The organism is Brucella pseudogrignonensis, assembly GCF_002252525.1.
GTDB lineage: Bacteria > Pseudomonadota > Alphaproteobacteria > Rhizobiales > Rhizobiaceae > Brucella > Brucella pseudogrignonensis.
On record NZ_NNRM01000044.1, the window covers coordinates 185,875 to 201,762 of the forward strand.

Below are 15,888 nucleotides of genomic sequence, written 5' to 3' on the forward strand. Positions count from 1 at the left end.
GACCTCAAAAATCAAGGATATCAGCCATGAACATGCTGGCCTTCGCCATCAACACCGCCGAGCGTGCCCCTCTCACCGACGGCATGACGCTCGCCGGGATCGATTTCCTCTGCGGTCGCACCAAGCGGCGGCTTGCGGAAACAACCGCAGACGCGGAAAGGCAGTTCGTCGAAACGATGGGAAGCTTTCCGGTCGCAACCCATACCGATGAAGCAAACCGCCAGCACTACGAGATGCCGGCCGACTTTTTCGCACTGGCGCTGGGACCGCAGCGCAAATATTCCTGTTGTCTCTATCCTACGACCGATATGACGCTCGGCGAAGCTGAGACTGCCGCGCTTGCAGAAACCGTGCAGCACGCAGCCATCACCGATGGCATGACGATCCTTGAACTGGGCTGCGGATGGGGTTCGCTTTCGCTTTATCTTGCACGAAATTTTCCGAGCTCCCGCATCGTCTCGGTGTCGAATTCGACGTCGCAGCGCGCCTACATCCTCGACATTGCTCAGAAAGACGGCCTGATGAACCTGGACGTCATCACCGCCGACATGAATGACTTCACGACAGGGGATCGGTTTGACCGTGTCGTCTCCGTCGAAATGTTCGAGCATATGTCGAACTGGCGAACGCTTCTGGAGCGCGTGCGCGGTTGGGTGAAGCCGGACGGCAGGCTTTTCCTGCATGTCTTCACCCATAAGGATCGGTCCTATCGCTTCGATCAGGATGATCCGGCCGACTGGATCGCCCACCATTTCTTCACGGGCGGCATCATGCCGGCACACGACCTGCCGCATCGCTTCGGCGACCTCTTCCAGGTTGAGCTGGAATGGCGCTGGTCCGGCACGCATTATCGGCGCACAGCTCTTGATTGGCTCGCCAATTTCGATCGTGAGATCGACCGGATCCAGCCGATCTTAACGGCCGTCTATGGCAAGGACGCCTCGCTGTGGCAGCGCCGCTGGCGGCTGTTCTTTCTCGCGACCGCTGGCCTGTTCGGTCACGAGAACGGCAATGTCTGGGGCGTCGGCCATTATCTACTGGCGCCGACTGCATGATGTCCAACAAGGGTATTCAGTCAGACCCACTGACCCAGGCGACGGTCACGATCGCCTGGGTGGTTGCGCTGAACAAGCCATTCTATCCGCTCTATGTCTGGTACCTGGTAGGCAATGGCGTGGCGGCGTCGCTTTGCACCTTGCTGTCGGCGCCGCTTTTTCTCGCCATTCCATTCATTGCGCGCCGGTTCCCGCTTACGGCTCGGGTAGCGTTGCCGCTGGTTGGAACCTTCGACACATTGTTCGAGACTAAGCTCTTCGGTCCTGGCTCAGGCACGGAACTATTCTTCGCGGCTTGTATCATGCTGGTAGCGCTCGCATTTCGTCCCGACGAGAAATGGTGGCAGCGAGGATTGGCGGGACTGGTATTCATGGTCTTTATCTTCTCACGCAGTTTTATCGGGCCGCCATTGCATGTGTGGGCCGACACAGAGCTCTACACGCTCTTCAATCTCAACGCATTTGCCGTCGCCAGTCTGATGGCGTTCGTCGCCCTGCGCTATTCCGGGATCGCAAGAGATCGCGAACCGACAAGCCCGGATGAGAGTTAGGACCGTCAGGGTCTCAAAGAAAAAGAAACAGGAGGGAAGCATGCAGAGAGTTTTCAAGACGATCAATGTCGCGGCACTGGTGTTCATGGCCTTTTCCGGCTCTTCGACACCGGCATGGGCCGAGCCTAAGCCGGTTGCCGTCGGCATGGACCATTATCGCGGGACCTGGCTTGAAATTGGTCGGACACCAATGTGGCTGACCGATGGTTGCGTCGCCGGATATTCGACATACAGGCCGGGCAAGAAATGGGGCGAAATCGCGGTGGAAGACGGATGTCATGTGGACACTCCAAAAGGCCGCTTGAAAACCGTCGAGGGAACGGGCCGTATCCTCGATCTCGGATCGACCAACGCTAAAATGCGGGTTCGCTATCCGCTTCTCATCACGTTCAATTACTGGGTGCTCTACAAGTCGCCGGACAAATCATGGTTCATCAGCGCAAATCCGGGCATGACCGACCTCTGGATTTACGCGCGCAACGTACCGTCCAAGGCGAAACTGAAAACGATGGTGCGCAAGGCGAGCCAACTCGGCTACGACATTCGCAAACTCGAGTTTCCGGCACAACGGTAGCGAAAAAGGTAACGGGAAGAATTGGTTATCTGACCATCCGCTCCTGTCCATAGCTCTGCGGACCCGGTCGTCGATCGCCTCTGCCAGCCGGGACCGGTCTTCCAGTGGCAAATCGGGTACAAAGGCAACCGCCCGTTTCTCGATCGCTTCACGTATGGCCAGATCGGCCATGCAAGCGTCGTGCAAGGCTGCGAATTGCGCATCCCTATCGACGTTAGCTTGTCCCAAAAAAGTCGCCGCCGAAGCCTTCGCCTCGCGCCGTTGGCAATGATATCCGACAGGCCCGCCCGTGTCTGGCACAGCGCGGCGCGAAAGGGTGCGCTGCTCCGGCGGCATTTCGGCGCCCGCCACGAGCAAGGATACCGTATCGATCATCCGATGGCCAAATTTTTGCCAAGTGGCACTTCTGACGACCGATCTGACGAGAAAAAATAGAGGATGATCAGAACGGTGAGGATGAGAGGAGTTCTGTTTATCATATCAATTATCCCCATCATCGACATCGCCGAAGATCGTCGTTGTGTAGCTTTGACTGGACTGGCTGACGAATGCCGTGGCGAGCGTCCCGGTCACCGCACCCGATAGGGCTGCAACGATTTCGATGCCCGCCACCAGGTCCTGAGTTTGCGGCTGAGGGACCGGCTCGATCCCATTGCTCTGTCTGTGGCGCCGTTTTGTATTTTTACTGGCAGCGGATCAGTTTTCCAGACGCCAAGAATGCCATAGAGCTTCCTTTCTGCATCGAAAATGGCCTGCTCCTCTGGTGCCTGCGCAGTGGTCCGGGACGGGTCACGACTGGCGTCTGGCCATCTTCTATCATCTAAAAAGGGAAATCCACGAAGGATTCCATATCGCTGAAAATTGGATTAGATCCAAGTTTGTATTCTTCGGAAAGGTGGTGAATTGGCGACAAATTGCATTCACGAACAAGAAGTTTCGGCAGTGGCTCTACGCGGAATCTCGGGGCCTCGCTCCGCTGATCAAAGCTTACACCAATAAAACATTCATAAAAACGCGACAGAGCTTCACTAGCGCGCGCTGACGACAAAAGCAGTAAGCCGAGCAGTTGGGTAGCGCGTTGGTTTTTCTGATTTCATGTCAAGAACATGAAGTTTGGCACCAAGCCAAGCACACGCCGTTGCCTTCACACAGATGCCAGACAGAATTTCGTGTATTTTGCAGCCATCCAGATCGCGCGGTTGCTCCTATATCGAGCAACCTCACGTCTTCATGGGAACGGCGAGCGATACATCCTGACACAGTGACCATGCAGATGAGGGCGACCACTCGGGAGTCATTATCTGCCTACGAGTTACATACAGATACCGGTTGAATGCGCATATTTATGCGCATATAGTGATCCACCAAAGGAGCATGTCTTATGCCACAACTGGAATCTGCCCGGACCTTAAAGCGCGCAACCAATCTTTCAATCGATAATGAGCTTCTTTCTGAAGCGCGTCGACTTAAGATAAATATTTCGCGTGCAGCCGAGATTGGAATTGCGCAGGCGCTAGCTGCTGCCAAGTCAGCACTTTGGAAAGAAGAAAATCGTCCAGCAATGCAAAGTTCTAATGCTTACGTCGAAGCAAATGGCTTACCTCTTGAACATTATCGACAATTCTAATGCCAAGATATGACGTTTACTCCAATCCGGGTGGCGGCTATGTGCTCGACGTACAGGCTGACCTACTGGATGATCTGAAAACACGTATTGTTATCCCTCTCATTGTTAAAGCGCTGGCCCCAATCCCAGCCAAACGACTCAATCCGGGCTTCGAGATTGAAGGAGAGGAGTATGTGTTAGTTACACAGTTCATGGCGGCAATCCCGGTGTCGGCATTAAAGAACCCAGTAACGAACCTCTCCGATTCGCATGACGAGATCGTATCCGCTCTCGATATGGCGTTTCACGGGTTTTGAACTCTACCGCTCAGTTATTTAGCTGGCTGACAACATTGATGACCAGTCAGAAATTCGCGACTAGTACTAACCGTTTTTAGATGTCTGTTGGTTAATCGTTGCGATAAAGCACAATGAATGTGTATGAACAGCTCAATCGTGTCTTTTGGATTACCCGACCGTTGGCCGTGTGAGGAACTTTTACAACTTGGCTAAAAATGAGTACTCATAAATTCTGTCGCAACGTCTGTCTGGAGCGGGGGGAACCTATGCCCGGAGCTGGTGGGACCGCCCCACGTTACGTGCTCCTCCATTGGCCGCGACGCCACTGGCGCGTTCCAAGAACAAATGCGTTTGACATGCCCGAAGCACTTTCTCAGGCAATGATAACGGCTAATCAGGCTGGTATCCATGTGGCGCTTGTGGAGGGAGATGAAATTGCTCTCTCATGCGACAACATTATTCTACGCACAGCAACGACTGACATTCTGACCGAGCAATTGCTGGTTCTGGCCTCGGGAGGGGAACTCTGCGGAGAGCGCGATGAGCGCATTACCATCCTTTGCTGTACAGATGGAAAGCAGGACCCTTGCTGCGCACGTTATGGTTTTGCTACCTGGAAAGCGCTGCGTGATCAGGCCGACCCGACGGTTTTCCGGGTTCTACAGTCAACGCATATCGGCGGATGTCGCTTTGCCGCGTCGCTGCTCGTTTTGCCACAGCGCGCCAGATATGGACGTCTCGAACCAAAGGACGTTTCCGATTTCCTGTCCTGCCTTAGCAAAGGTGTTCCATTCCTGCCAGCGTACAGAGGCAATCCGGAACTAGACGCCTTGGAACAGGTCGCCGAGCACGCCGCGCTTTCATTCTGGAATGATGTTGGGCCACAGGAGAAAGTTGTTCTTGAGCGCAAAGCAGGGAACACGAATGAAATTGAAGCGGAGATTATTGCCTCCACTCAATCTCAACAGTTGCTCATCCAGTTGAGGCTGGATCAGTTTGACGTCAATACACGCTGCAGCACGCTAGAGCCAGACGGCGATAAGGATCAGGTTGAACGCTGGAGTGCAGTTTCAATTAAGCCGTTGGCCTGACAACCTATTAACGCTTCTGCCGGAGGATTTCCCGCTCGCCGATATGCGATAGAAGCAAAGTCGCAGAACCAATCAGGCCTTCCATCGTTTCGCCGTAGCGACTGCGGTTAAAATACAGAAATTGACGATTGCGAACAGCAAACAGATTGCGCCACTGGACAGTCGACCGGAAGGCGCGCATTTCTGCCTCTTCGTCCAGCATTTCTTCGTAAGTGTCAATGATGATATCACTGTCAAAGTCGGAAAGGCGTTCTAAGCTATAGGGTATATCGCTTTCGCTATTCTCATAAGCGGGAACATGACCAAGACCAAAATCTTTTATCACCTGTTCCATGCCACCACGCCCGATAATCCTGAAACCGTCGCGATAAATCTCCATCGGTGTCACTGTCATTGAAGCGGGTTTCTCTACGCGCCTTCCGAATTCACCGACTATATCCTGATATTCCCGATGCAATTCATCAAAGCGATGACGCTTACCAACAAGATCAGCCAATTGCTCTGAATAGGTTAATATGCCTTCTTCACGTAAAGGCAGCAGCACAACGGGCGCAATTGCTGAAAGCTTATCGCGAAGCGCTGCGTGATAAGATAACCCCACGATCAGGTCTGGCTTCAATGCCGCAATTGTTTCAATATCAGGAGCCTGATGTGTTCCGATATACTGGATTTCTGACGTGTCGTATCTCTGCGATGCACCCCTATAAATTGTGTCCGCGAGCAAGCGCTTGCGGCCCGATGAACCACAAGGCACAACGCTTAATTCCAGCAATTGCGTTGTCAGACTGAAATCGTGCAATGACACCACACAGCGTGGGTGAACTGGCACCTCAACCGAGCCGAAACGATTGGTAAATGTTCTTGTTTCTTCTCCATGAGCACTAACAACAAAGCCGAAACTGCATATAAGAACAAGCAAAGCTGACGCTATTCTGATCATCGGGTCGTTCCTTCTCGCGACAGCAGATATAGAAGATAAGGCGCGCCAACCACTGCAACCACAAGTCCCGCCGGAATCTGAAGCGGGGCGAAAACGGTTCGGCCTATTGTGTCACTGACAAGCACAATACTTGCACCAATCAATGCAGAGAGTGGCAAAAGCAAGCTATGCCTTTCCCCTACCAGCAGCCTTGCAGCATGAGGGGCTAAGAGGCCAATAAAGCTCATTGTGCCAACGTTCGCGACCGCAGAAGCCGTGAGCATCACACTCAGCAAAAGTGCGATGATCTGAAAGCGTGCAACATTCAGCCCGCGACTTGCTGCAACCGCGTTTCCAAGCTGAAACAAGTCAAACTGGCGGGAAAACAACAATATGGGAACAGCGGAAAAGAGCAGCCACAAAAGTTGCCCCCGCACATTTTCCCACCCTGCCCTGTGCAAGCTGCCTGCAAGCCAAAGCAAAGCCGATTCAACATGTTCGATCCGTCCGTAGGTGATAAGCAGGTCTGCTAATGCACTAAGTATTGCTGTTACACCAACACCCACCAGAATGAGACGCAAGGGCGAAACCCCTTTGTTCCAGGCAAGAGCGATAACAAACAATGCAACCAGCAGCCCACCAAGCAAAGCCGCAAGCGGATAAAGCTCAACAACCAGCGCAGATGGCCAAAGAATGAGCGCAGTCAGAACAGTAATGCCAGCCCCTGCCTCAACCCCCACCAATCCGGGTGCTGCCAGTGAATTGCGTGTCAGTACCTGCAATATCACTCCGGCAAGAGCCATCGCCATACCAGAAAAAATGGCAAGCAATATGCGTGGCAGGCGCGTATCAAACACGATGCTACGCAAAATACTATCGGTGCTTTGGGGCGCTGTAACTGCCTTGATTATTTCAGTTAGTGCGACAGGATAGCTGCCGAGCATTATTGCCAATATTGCGGTTACGCCAAGAAACACAGTGGCAGCAATCAGAATGATCCGGCCATGAGAAAACCGAGTGCGGGTGTGATTGGTGACATGGGTTTGCACTGCCATTATTTCACTCTCCCCAGAACGAGGGCGATGAAAATAGGGCCGCCCACAATGGCAGTCACAATACCCGTATTGATCTCCAGTGGACGTAATGCCGTGCGTGATACGATGTCACCGGTAACAATAAGCAATGCACCTATCAGAGGCGCTGCCGGGACGAGAAACCGATAGTCATTACCGAAAAAAATACGCCCAATATGCGGAGCAATAAGACCGACAAAGCCAATAGGACCAGCTATTGCAACAGATGATCCGGCCAGAAGCACGATCGCCAAAAGTGATGAAAGCCGCATCCGCAATACATTCAGCCCCATCAGCGCCGCCGACTGCGATCCCAATCGGTGGAGATTAAGTGCGGGAATGTTCGCTATTGCAATGCATCCAGCGAGAAGGATGAATGGAAAAGTCTGCCAGCGGGCCACTGAACTGTCAAAAGCAAGCGAACCAACAAGCCAGCGCCGCAGAGTTTCAAGCCCCTGCTGGTCAAGCAAAAGAACCATAGAGGTCAGGGCACTGAACAGGGCCGCAACCATCACACCAGACAAAACGAGGCGAACCGGATTGGGGTCCGATCCGCTGTTCAAAAGAACGATCGCTGCTGCAACAATCGCCCCCGCAAAGGCGAGAAGCGGTATCATGGCAAGCGTATTACCGGGGAGCACAAGCAAACCGAAAACGACAAAGAAGGCAGCACCACTATTTACCCCCATCAGCCCCGGATCTGCAAGCGGGTTTTCACTGACCGCCTGCATTAACGCGCCTGCAAGACCGAGAGTTGCACCGACGATGACAGCACTGATCAAACGAGGCATGCGCATTTCCATCACGATATTATGCAATGGGTCTGCCGGAACATAGGCGACAAGTGCTTGCCAGACCACGCTCCAGTCAAGCTGACGCGCACCGAGCTTCAGCTGAAGGATTGCTGCCACGATTAGCAGCACAAAAAGGGCGAAAAACTGAAAAGAACGCAGATAAACTGACAAAGGATGCACCCTTCACGCCCAGGAAGAAGCAATGCACATTGCAATTCCCGTTTCCGGATCATCCAGCATTCTTGATCGCACCGAAAACACATTATCGATATTAGGCACATTGAAGACCTGCTGTGTCGCGCCTTCGGCAACCACGCGCCCATCTTTCAGCATGACAAGTTGATCTGCATAACGTGCTGCCTGATTGAGGTCGTGAAGGATTGCAACCACTGTGCGCCCTGCATCGCGCAAGACCGACAGCAGATCAAGCAGGCTTAACTGGTTTGCAACGTCCAGAAATGTCGTAGGTTCGTCGAGCAGAATAACTGGTGTATCCTGAACCAAAGTCATTGCAATCCATGCACGCTGCAACTGACCACCTGAAAGGCTCTGCAATGGTCTGTCGATGAGTTGTTCAATGCCGCAAAGTGCAACGGCGCGCGAGACAGCGTCTTCGTCTTCACTTGACCAGCCACCGAGCCAGCTTCTCCACGGAAACCGTCCCTGTGCCAGTAATTCGCGCACACTCATTCCGACCGGCGTATGCACATGTTGTGGCAAGAATGCCATTTGCCGGGCCAGTTCGCGTCTTGAATATGAAACAAGCTGCTTAGATCCAAGTGCAACATGACCGCTTTGTATCGCGACCGTGTTCGCCATGCTGCCCAGAAGCGTTGACTTGCCAGAGCCGTTCGGCCCGATCAAAGCGGTAAAACGCCCCGGAAGAATTTTCAGATCAATGTCATGGAGAACATGCTGGGTGCCACGATAAACGTTCACTCGCTTCATTTCGAACATAGCCAGCATCTCCGTGCGCAATTGTAAGAAGCGGCTCTGACAGGCTCTTCCAATCGCGTCATATCATCCGCGCGACAGTGAGCGCGCTGCAATAAGTGTGTTGTGACACTTTTTTAATTTCTTCAAAGTGAATCACATGATAGCCAGAGCATATCTTTGTTGACTGCACTTGTCATGTTTATGCGATGACTTGCCAGCCTCCACTAATTCATGCATCGCTATTGGGGAATTCTATGCCGGTAAACCATCTGAAATCGAATATCGGCAGCCTGCCCTACATGTCAGCATTGCCATATAGCATTCCACTCGCTTGCGCGATGATGGCGCTTGCGGTCAGCAGTGTTTTAGCACAGGAAACGAATGCTGGAATTCAGCTGCAAACGATTGTCGTTCAGGACAATGCCAGCTCAACCGAACCTGTTAAGGGATATGTGGCTAAGGTCAGCAGCAGTGGCACGAAAACGGATACACCTATCCTGCTTACGCCCCAATCAGTTTCGGTGGTCTCAGCTACCGAAATCAAAGATCGCGAAGCGCAAACTCTTGCTGACGTGCTTGCTTATACGCCAAGTTTCACGGCACAGCCCGGCCCATTCTCGCGCGTCGCTGACCGGTTCAGAATTCGTGGATTCGACGTCGAATCCGGCACCGGCGGGATGCTGCGCGACGGCATGCGGCTGCAGAACAACTCTTATGATGGCACGCAGGAGCCATTTGGTTTTGAACGCGTCGATGTTGTACGCGGTGCGGCTTCGGTTCTTTATGGCCAGCTTTCGCCGGGTGGCTTTGTGAACGGCGTCAGCAAACGCCCGACATCCGAGCCTCTGCGTGAAGTCTCGGTTCAGGGCGGGCTTCATAACCGTAAACAGCTTACCGCAGATTTCAGCGATGCCATAACCGACACATTGTCATATCGTTTGACTTTTCTTGGTCGCGACAGCAACACCGACGTCGATTACATGAACAATGACCGCATTTATATCGCCCCGGCTTTGGAATGGAAGCCTGATGAAGACACATCGCTGACCATGCTTGGCTTCTACCAGAAGACCAGCACACGTTTCCCCGCTGCGTTACCCTACGAGATTGTGGAAGGCATCGGTAATGGCCCATTCATCCTCGGCCGCGACACTTTTATTGGCGAACCGGACTATGACCGGATGAAAACTAATATGGGTGCGCTGGGTTACGAATTTACCCATCGTTTCGACAATGATGTTCGGTTCTCAGCAAAATCACGCTATTACGAATCCGATCTGGACTGGCGTTATATGATGGCCCAGACGAGCGCCGCTGCCGTTAATCAGGTCGCACAGACAGGCATACTCGCTCGCCAGTACAGCGACCGTCATGATCGTGCGAAGGGCTTCACACATGATATGAATGTTGCATTCGATGTGGATACAGGTCCACTCTCGCATTCATTGCTCGTCGGTTATGACTTTTACGACACAACATATGATTCAGATAATTTTCGCGCAGCTGCTCCATCAATCGACCTGAACAATCCCGTCTATGGCGCAAGCTTCACAGTTAATCGTGACCCTGCTCGTAACCGTGGTGCGAAAACAAAAACCGTACAGCATGGTATTTATCTGCAAGACAAAATCACCTTTGATGAACGCTGGAACGTACTGCTTGGCGTAAGACACGACTGGGCTGATCAGGATTTCGGCTATCACGCGAACAACCAGTCGATCAGCCGCAATTCTGAAAAAACAACTTGGCGCGCGGGGGTGGTTTACGAAGCTGAGAATGGACTGGCTCCCTATGTCAGTTACGCACAATCCTTCTTCCCGATTTCTGTGGCTGAATATGTCGAAGACATGAATTTCTCACCTATGACGGGAGAACAAATTGAGGCCGGCATCCGTTATCAGCCGCTTGGAACAAACATGTTGTTCAGCGCAGCCGTGTATCAGCTTGATCAGAACAATGTCGTCACCCGTACACTTGCAGGTGATATCACACAGATCGGTCAGCGGCGTGCGCGTGGATTTGAGCTTGAGGCCAAAGCCGAGCTGACTGATTATCTGACCATGGTGGGCTCATATTCGTACACAGATGCCCGGATCACCAAGAGTGAAGAACTTTTGGAACTTGGTCAGCGCAGCGAAAACACGCCCTATCATCAGGCTGCTCTCTGGATGACTTATGATGTAACTCAGTTGGGCATCGACGGACTGACCTTTGGAGGTGGTGTACGATACACCGGATCGACCAGCGCATCAGGCATAGGTAAGCCAATACCCGGCTACACGCTTGTCGATGCAATGGTTCGCTATGAACTGACCAAAAACATTACCTTGTCATTGAATGCCACAAACCTCTTCAATGAAGAATACGCTGTCTGCGAATTTGCAAAGTGTCTTTACGGAGATGGCAGAGAGGTTATGGTGTCTTCCAGTTTCAAATGGTGACACCGCTTTAAGGGCTGTTGGGAATTCATGAGTAACGTCGGCTTCTAAGAATGATCCCCTATTTTCAACCGCGAGAGCAATGTTAGACCTGTGGTCAGGTCTTCCATACCAAGACCACCCAGACACAGCCGGATACCCGTCGCATTATCGTTTCGATCAGCACGAACGGCGTCCGGCTCTGTAACAACAACGCCAAGCGTCGCCGCTGCCTTTTCGAAGGCTTCCGCTTCCGTATGAGGCATTGGCAGCCACGCATGAAAAGCACAATCATCGGTTATGATTGTTCTGTTGTCGAAGAATGACCGGGCCAGTTTTGCCCTTTGCCGCGCCTCGGCACGCAAAGTACCCCTCACCGTTTCCATAACACCACTGGTAAACCACTCTTCGAGGAGCGCATAGTCTACTGGCGAAGAAGACAGTGGCAGCGCACGCAAGGCTTCCTCGGCATGCTCCTCCCAGCCTGAAGGCAAAACCAGAACGCCCAGTCGCAATCCTGGACTGAGTGACTTGGAGAGGCTCGTCACATGAAAGACGCGATCCGGTGCCAGGGTGACAAGTGGAGGAAGGTTGGGAGAGGCACCCAGTGTATAGACACCATCTTCAACAATCGGGACGTTTCGCTTGTTGCAGACGTCCACAATGTCCTTTCGCCGGTTTGCTCCCATAGAAATCGTCGTAGGATTATGAAGTGTGGGGGTCAGATAAACAAGGCGACGGCGCCCACTGTTCTCTTCTTCGCATAGCACCCGATCGAGATCATCCGGCACCATACCCTGGTCATCAATATCAACGCTCCGCATTGGATGGCCGCGATAGCGCGCAAGTGCAATAGCTCCCGAGTAACTGAGACGTTCTGTGACAATCAAACCATTGCCGCCGCACAGAATATCGAAAGCAAGCCAAAGTGCCTGCTGCCCGCTTCCAGCTAATATAATCCTCTTTGCGTCCGCCTCAATGCTCAGGCTTTCGAGCCAGCGCGCCAATAAACGCCGATGCTCATCATGGCCTGCTGGTGGGGGATAAAGATTGACGTGGGCTGAGTTTATTTTTCTGGAGATTGCAGAAAGTGTGCCGGCCAACAATCTGTCACTTAGCATAACAGGCAGCCGATTGACCGAGAAATCAATTGCAGGGCCCTTTCGTGATTCAAATACGGCGACGAATGTACCACTGCCCTTTACACTTCGCGCCAATCCGCGCCGTTCAAGCATCGCATAGGCTTTCGTAACTGTGCCTACTCCGAGGTTCAGTTTCCAGGCTAAATCCCGATGGGCAGGCAGTCTGTCGCCGCCAAGCAACTGCCCCGAGAGAATATCTTCAGACAAAGCTTCTACCAGCCTGTTTGCGGTTGTATTGCCATTATCTGAAAGACGAGGAGTCCATGGAGACTGAAGGCGCATGTTTGTAATCCGACAGAGTGCTCGATATAACACCGTTAGTACCGTCACAAGACATCATTGCAAACCGCTTTAAGCGGTTTAAATTCGATGAAAGAACACCGCAAAGCATTGCGAGTTTAATTGAGTACCAGTCAGAGACATTGGTTCCTTTAAAGCGGGCATGAACTGGTAGCAGGAACTGATTCGTTATGTGTGCTTTCCGGAAGATTTTGACGTAGAGTCAAGAACATGAGCCTCCCACCTACAGCAGGTACACCCAGCTGCGATTTCATGTTACCAGTCAAGAATATTTTCTGCGTAGAACTAAAATTGGGAATTCCATGAGAATTTACCCCGCTGTTATGTTCTAAAAATATTTACCCGCTTCGAAGGATGTGGTTTCCGGCGAATACGAGAGACGAAAATAGGTAGTATTATGCGATATTAAAACCGTCGCAGGTCCAGCAAAAGTACAACGGTTAAACAACAGGTAGTCGCACTCGAGGAGTCACGACCTTCGAATGACTGGATACAGTGGGCTCAAGTTTAGTCAAACTATCATCAGAAATGCGGAGTTTAATGATAACCACAGACAACACATTGTCTGTGGTTTCACGTCCTCATGTCCTGCCCACGGTTATAGCCCCCTTGCGGCAAGCTCATTATCCAATTCGGTTTGCACACGTGCTTCAAGCATTGGCAACTCTCTCTCTAACCGCCGAAGCGAAATCTGCGTGACATTTTGGAGATTAAAAAGATTAATGTGATTTTCTCCCTTCGATGAAGAAGGTTTTGCGAAGGGGATCTCTCCTGAAGCACCAGAAAACTCCAGATGTTCGTGGATATCATCAAGCCTTGGATGAACTATATTAAACGTCGAATTTTCATAAACAATGTTTTTAATAACAATCGTATCTCTAGCGTTTTTTACTTCAAGTCCATTGCAAACCGAGCAAGCTGCGACCAAGTTATTGGGATGAAAGCGAAACTCTGGGTGCAGAGAATCGGGAGCGATGTGGTCGCGCTCTACTCGGCGACGTGAATCGCGTCCCATTTTGAGTCCACAGTACGCGCACATGCCCGCCTGTGTAGCATCAAATATTTTATCCATTATTCTCTTGTATTCTTTAACTTTTTTCGCTCTGCTTTTCCATTTTCTGATATTGCAATCTGGGATTAGATCACTTGCGAGAATAATAATTGGAAGATTACGCATTGTTGAGAATCTCAGCGATCAATGGCATAACCTCAAGAACCACGGGAGCGCGCGCAGCCGCTGATTTTTGGAGCCTTAATTTTATTTCCAAAACCTCTTCCAATTGCCTTGTATTGAGCTTGGATTCGGTCCTTTGAGATTGCGATATTTCGATTATCCTTTGCACGTCTTTCAGCGCGTAATAGCTCGTTGCTGCATCGATTCCAAAAACAGAATAAAGTACTTGTTCCGATGGAAGGCCGTGCGGATCGAGTTCCATCGCCAAGAATTGCTTTCTTGCTCCTATCGAAGGTCTCATAGAGATAACTGATGAGTTCTTGGGTAGATTTGACACCAGCAGATTCGAGTGTGTTGCCATAACCACTGTGCAGCTATCGATAAATGGAACATTCCGATAGAGACCAGGAACATATTCCTGCTGCCGTTTCGGATGCAAGCTTACTTCTGGCTCATCTATCAATATTAATGATCGCGGTTCAATCTCTGAAACTAATCTAAGGTTTGTTCCTAATATTTGTTGATCTCCGCTACTTAGATCAGAAAATTTTACTTCGTTGCCATCTGATTTTTTTTTAAATAAAATTTCCGGATTCGTTATTACTTTAATATCTCTTAGAAATTCCATTCCTAAAATGTCGTTGGAAAATTTCCTATCAAGTAATTCAAATTTAATAAAATCATCATTACTTTTCGATAAACGTTGAACCGAACTCGCTCCGGCGCCTTCGATAAAACTGAATGCTTGAAATATAATATCATCATTCTTCGCTGAAAATATATCACTGTCAATCGAATTAACATTTCTTAAAGTGAACTGAAGTCTGCTACGAAAGCCTTCAAAATCATTAATACTCAAAAGTTCTTTGTCTCTAATTTTGAAACTTGCAGTTACACTTCTATCAAGTCCAACTGTTTGCAATGTATCAGATATCATATCTGCTCGAAGTGTATCCCTTGAAGCAATCCAAATACTTTTCATTATTTTCGACACCAGAGCACTTGTGCTCATCATATTGGTAGTTTGTCGCAGGCCTAAATAAACGTACCTGCTATCATCCGTTTGGATCTTGAACGGATAACGATCTGTCGGCAGGTGCGCGAAAGCAAGTACTTTGCGGGGCATAAAGCTCAAACTTGGTTGGATCAATCTTCGATCCAACATCATGGAAACATTATTTCCTTCAACAGATAAAATAATTTCTTTACTATCAATAATATACTTTATCGAAGAAAATTTTTGCTGCTGGTTTTTCTGTGATTTTCGGCGAGAGTGTTTATTCATTATTATTTCGAAAGCACGATCAAACAGATGCGCTATATTGAAAAGTACAGAACTCTTACCGGCTCCATTTTCCCCCACGATAATTGAGCACTTCACATCATAACTATCTGCTATGAAGTTTACAGTCGTAGTAGAGTTTTCGAACTGGATAAGTCTCAAAGTCACGCGCTAGGCCCCCATACTGACAATACATATCAACGTTGCTTGTTCAACGATTACGCGAAATCAATGTCTCAAATCAACATCGAAAAATAGCTAGACAGCGAACTAAACATCGTTCTCTACAACAGGCATACGCTGGTATAATTCGTAAGCGCGTCCCGCGCCCGCGTGTTCGCAAATGCTCCGTTGGGTGAAACGTTGAAATACATCGCTAAATACTGGGACGGCTTGTGCCTGTTTCTGCCTGACGGTCGCGTCGAGCTGGATAACAACAGCGTCGAAAGAACAATCCGGCCAATAGCATTGAGCAGAAAAAATGCATTATTCGCAGGTCATGAAGCAGGCGCTCATAACTGGGCTACAATCGCCTCACTGATCGAAACATGCAAACTCAATTCAGTCGATCCGCAGAAATGGCTGACCAGCACGCTCACTGCAATCGTCAATGGTCATTGGCAGAGCCACATTGACCAACTATTGCAGTAAGATGATACCGATAAGGTGTGATTG

15 protein-coding genes and 1 pseudogene are annotated in these 15,888 nt (G+C 50.5%); 8 read left to right on the plus strand and 8 right to left on the minus strand.

All coding sequences use genetic code 11. The annotated features are described in order from the left end of the window. The first annotated feature begins 26 nt into the window (after positions 1 to 26). From CEV34_RS27125 to CEV34_RS20915, 3 genes are read left to right on the plus strand one after another with little or no spacing between them, the layout of a single operon-like run. Complete coding sequence (locus tag CEV34_RS27125; protein WP_179253609.1) at positions 27 to 1,055, plus strand: SAM-dependent methyltransferase; 1,029 nt, start codon at positions 27 to 29, stop codon at positions 1,053 to 1,055. Continuing rightward, positions 1,052 to 1,606, plus strand: coding sequence for a hypothetical protein (locus tag CEV34_RS20910; protein ID WP_094544433.1), 555 nt, complete (start codon positions 1,052 to 1,054; stop codon positions 1,604 to 1,606). The genes CEV34_RS27125 and CEV34_RS20910 overlap by 4 nt, the downstream gene beginning before the upstream one ends. Positions 1,607 to 1,646: 40 nt before the next feature. After that, positions 1,647 to 2,180 carry a lipocalin family protein gene (locus tag CEV34_RS20915; RefSeq protein WP_007881562.1) on the plus strand — a complete coding sequence of 178 codons (534 nt, stop codon included), beginning with the start codon at positions 1,647 to 1,649 and terminating at the stop codon, positions 2,178 to 2,180. Between the two features lie 480 nt (positions 2,181 to 2,660). Here CEV34_RS20915 and CEV34_RS27600 read toward each other — a convergent pair whose 3' ends face one another. Continuing rightward, positions 2,661 to 2,792: a hypothetical protein gene (locus CEV34_RS27600; protein WP_257737028.1), complete on the minus strand. Its 132-nt coding sequence runs from the start codon at positions 2,790 to 2,792 to the stop codon at positions 2,661 to 2,663. A gap of 769 nt (positions 2,793 to 3,561) precedes the next feature. On the opposite strand from CEV34_RS27600, the gene CEV34_RS20925 reads away from it, so the two are divergent. The 3 genes from CEV34_RS20925 (at position 3,562) to CEV34_RS20935 (ending at position 5,176) form a co-directional block, all read left to right on the plus strand. After that, entirely contained in the window at positions 3,562 to 3,807 is a 246-nt protein-coding gene (locus tag CEV34_RS20925) for a type II toxin-antitoxin system CcdA family antitoxin (protein WP_007881564.1), read from the plus strand. Then, on the plus strand, positions 3,807 to 4,103 hold the full coding sequence (locus CEV34_RS20930) for a CcdB family protein (protein WP_094544434.1): 297 nt from the start codon (positions 3,807 to 3,809) through the stop codon (positions 4,101 to 4,103). Before CEV34_RS20925 ends, CEV34_RS20930 begins: the two co-directional genes overlap by 1 nt. 338 nt (positions 4,104 to 4,441) lie before the next feature. Further along, positions 4,442 to 5,176: a sucrase ferredoxin gene (locus CEV34_RS20935; protein ID WP_007881792.1), complete on the plus strand. Its 735-nt coding sequence runs from the start codon at positions 4,442 to 4,444 to the stop codon at positions 5,174 to 5,176. A 7-nt stretch (positions 5,177 to 5,183) separates the two neighbouring features. Here CEV34_RS20935 and CEV34_RS20940 read toward each other — a convergent pair whose 3' ends face one another. From CEV34_RS20940 to CEV34_RS20955, 4 genes are read right to left on the minus strand one after another with little or no spacing between them, the layout of a single operon-like run. After that, the gene (locus CEV34_RS20940; RefSeq protein WP_094544435.1) at positions 5,184 to 6,116 is read right to left on the minus strand and encodes an ABC transporter substrate-binding protein; all 933 of its coding nucleotides are present in this window, start codon (positions 6,114 to 6,116) and stop codon (positions 5,184 to 5,186) included. Further along, positions 6,113 to 7,150: a FecCD family ABC transporter permease gene (locus CEV34_RS20945; protein WP_094544436.1), complete on the minus strand. Its 1,038-nt coding sequence runs from the start codon at positions 7,148 to 7,150 to the stop codon at positions 6,113 to 6,115. Before CEV34_RS20945 ends, CEV34_RS20940 begins: the two co-directional genes overlap by 4 nt. Beyond that, on the minus strand, positions 7,150 to 8,133 hold the full coding sequence (locus CEV34_RS20950) for a FecCD family ABC transporter permease (RefSeq protein WP_094544437.1): 984 nt from the start codon (positions 8,131 to 8,133) through the stop codon (positions 7,150 to 7,152). The genes CEV34_RS20945 and CEV34_RS20950 overlap by 1 nt, the downstream gene beginning before the upstream one ends. A 12-nt stretch (positions 8,134 to 8,145) precedes the next feature. Then, a complete protein-coding gene (locus tag CEV34_RS20955) occupies positions 8,146 to 8,919 on the minus strand; it encodes an ABC transporter ATP-binding protein (protein ID WP_235819138.1) in 774 nt (257 codons plus the stop codon). A gap of 233 nt (positions 8,920 to 9,152) precedes the next feature. On the opposite strand from CEV34_RS20955, the gene CEV34_RS20960 reads away from it, so the two are divergent. Next, entirely contained in the window at positions 9,153 to 11,339 is a 2,187-nt protein-coding gene (locus CEV34_RS20960) for a TonB-dependent siderophore receptor (RefSeq protein WP_094544438.1), read from the plus strand. 44 nt (positions 11,340 to 11,383) lie between these two features. Here the strand turns inward: CEV34_RS20960 and CEV34_RS20965 are convergent, their stop codons facing one another. From CEV34_RS20965 to CEV34_RS20975, 3 genes are all read right to left on the minus strand, one after another. Further along, positions 11,384 to 12,739 carry an aminotransferase-like domain-containing protein gene (locus CEV34_RS20965; RefSeq protein ID WP_094544439.1) on the minus strand — a complete coding sequence of 452 codons (1,356 nt, stop codon included), beginning with the start codon at positions 12,737 to 12,739 and terminating at the stop codon, positions 11,384 to 11,386. 616 nt (positions 12,740 to 13,355) lie between these two features. Then, a complete protein-coding gene (locus tag CEV34_RS20970; RefSeq protein ID WP_094544440.1) occupies positions 13,356 to 13,934 on the minus strand; it encodes an HNH endonuclease in 579 nt (192 codons plus the stop codon). Further along, positions 13,927 to 15,381, minus strand: coding sequence for an AAA family ATPase (locus CEV34_RS20975; protein ID WP_094544441.1), 1,455 nt, complete (start codon positions 15,379 to 15,381; stop codon positions 13,927 to 13,929). The genes CEV34_RS20970 and CEV34_RS20975 overlap by 8 nt, the downstream gene beginning before the upstream one ends. 156 nt (positions 15,382 to 15,537) lie before the next feature. Here CEV34_RS20975 and CEV34_RS20980 point away from each other — a divergent pair. Then, positions 15,538 to 15,864, plus strand: a pseudogene (locus tag CEV34_RS20980) (IS66 family transposase); the annotation flags it as partial. Positions 15,865 to 15,888: the final 24 nt, after the last annotated feature.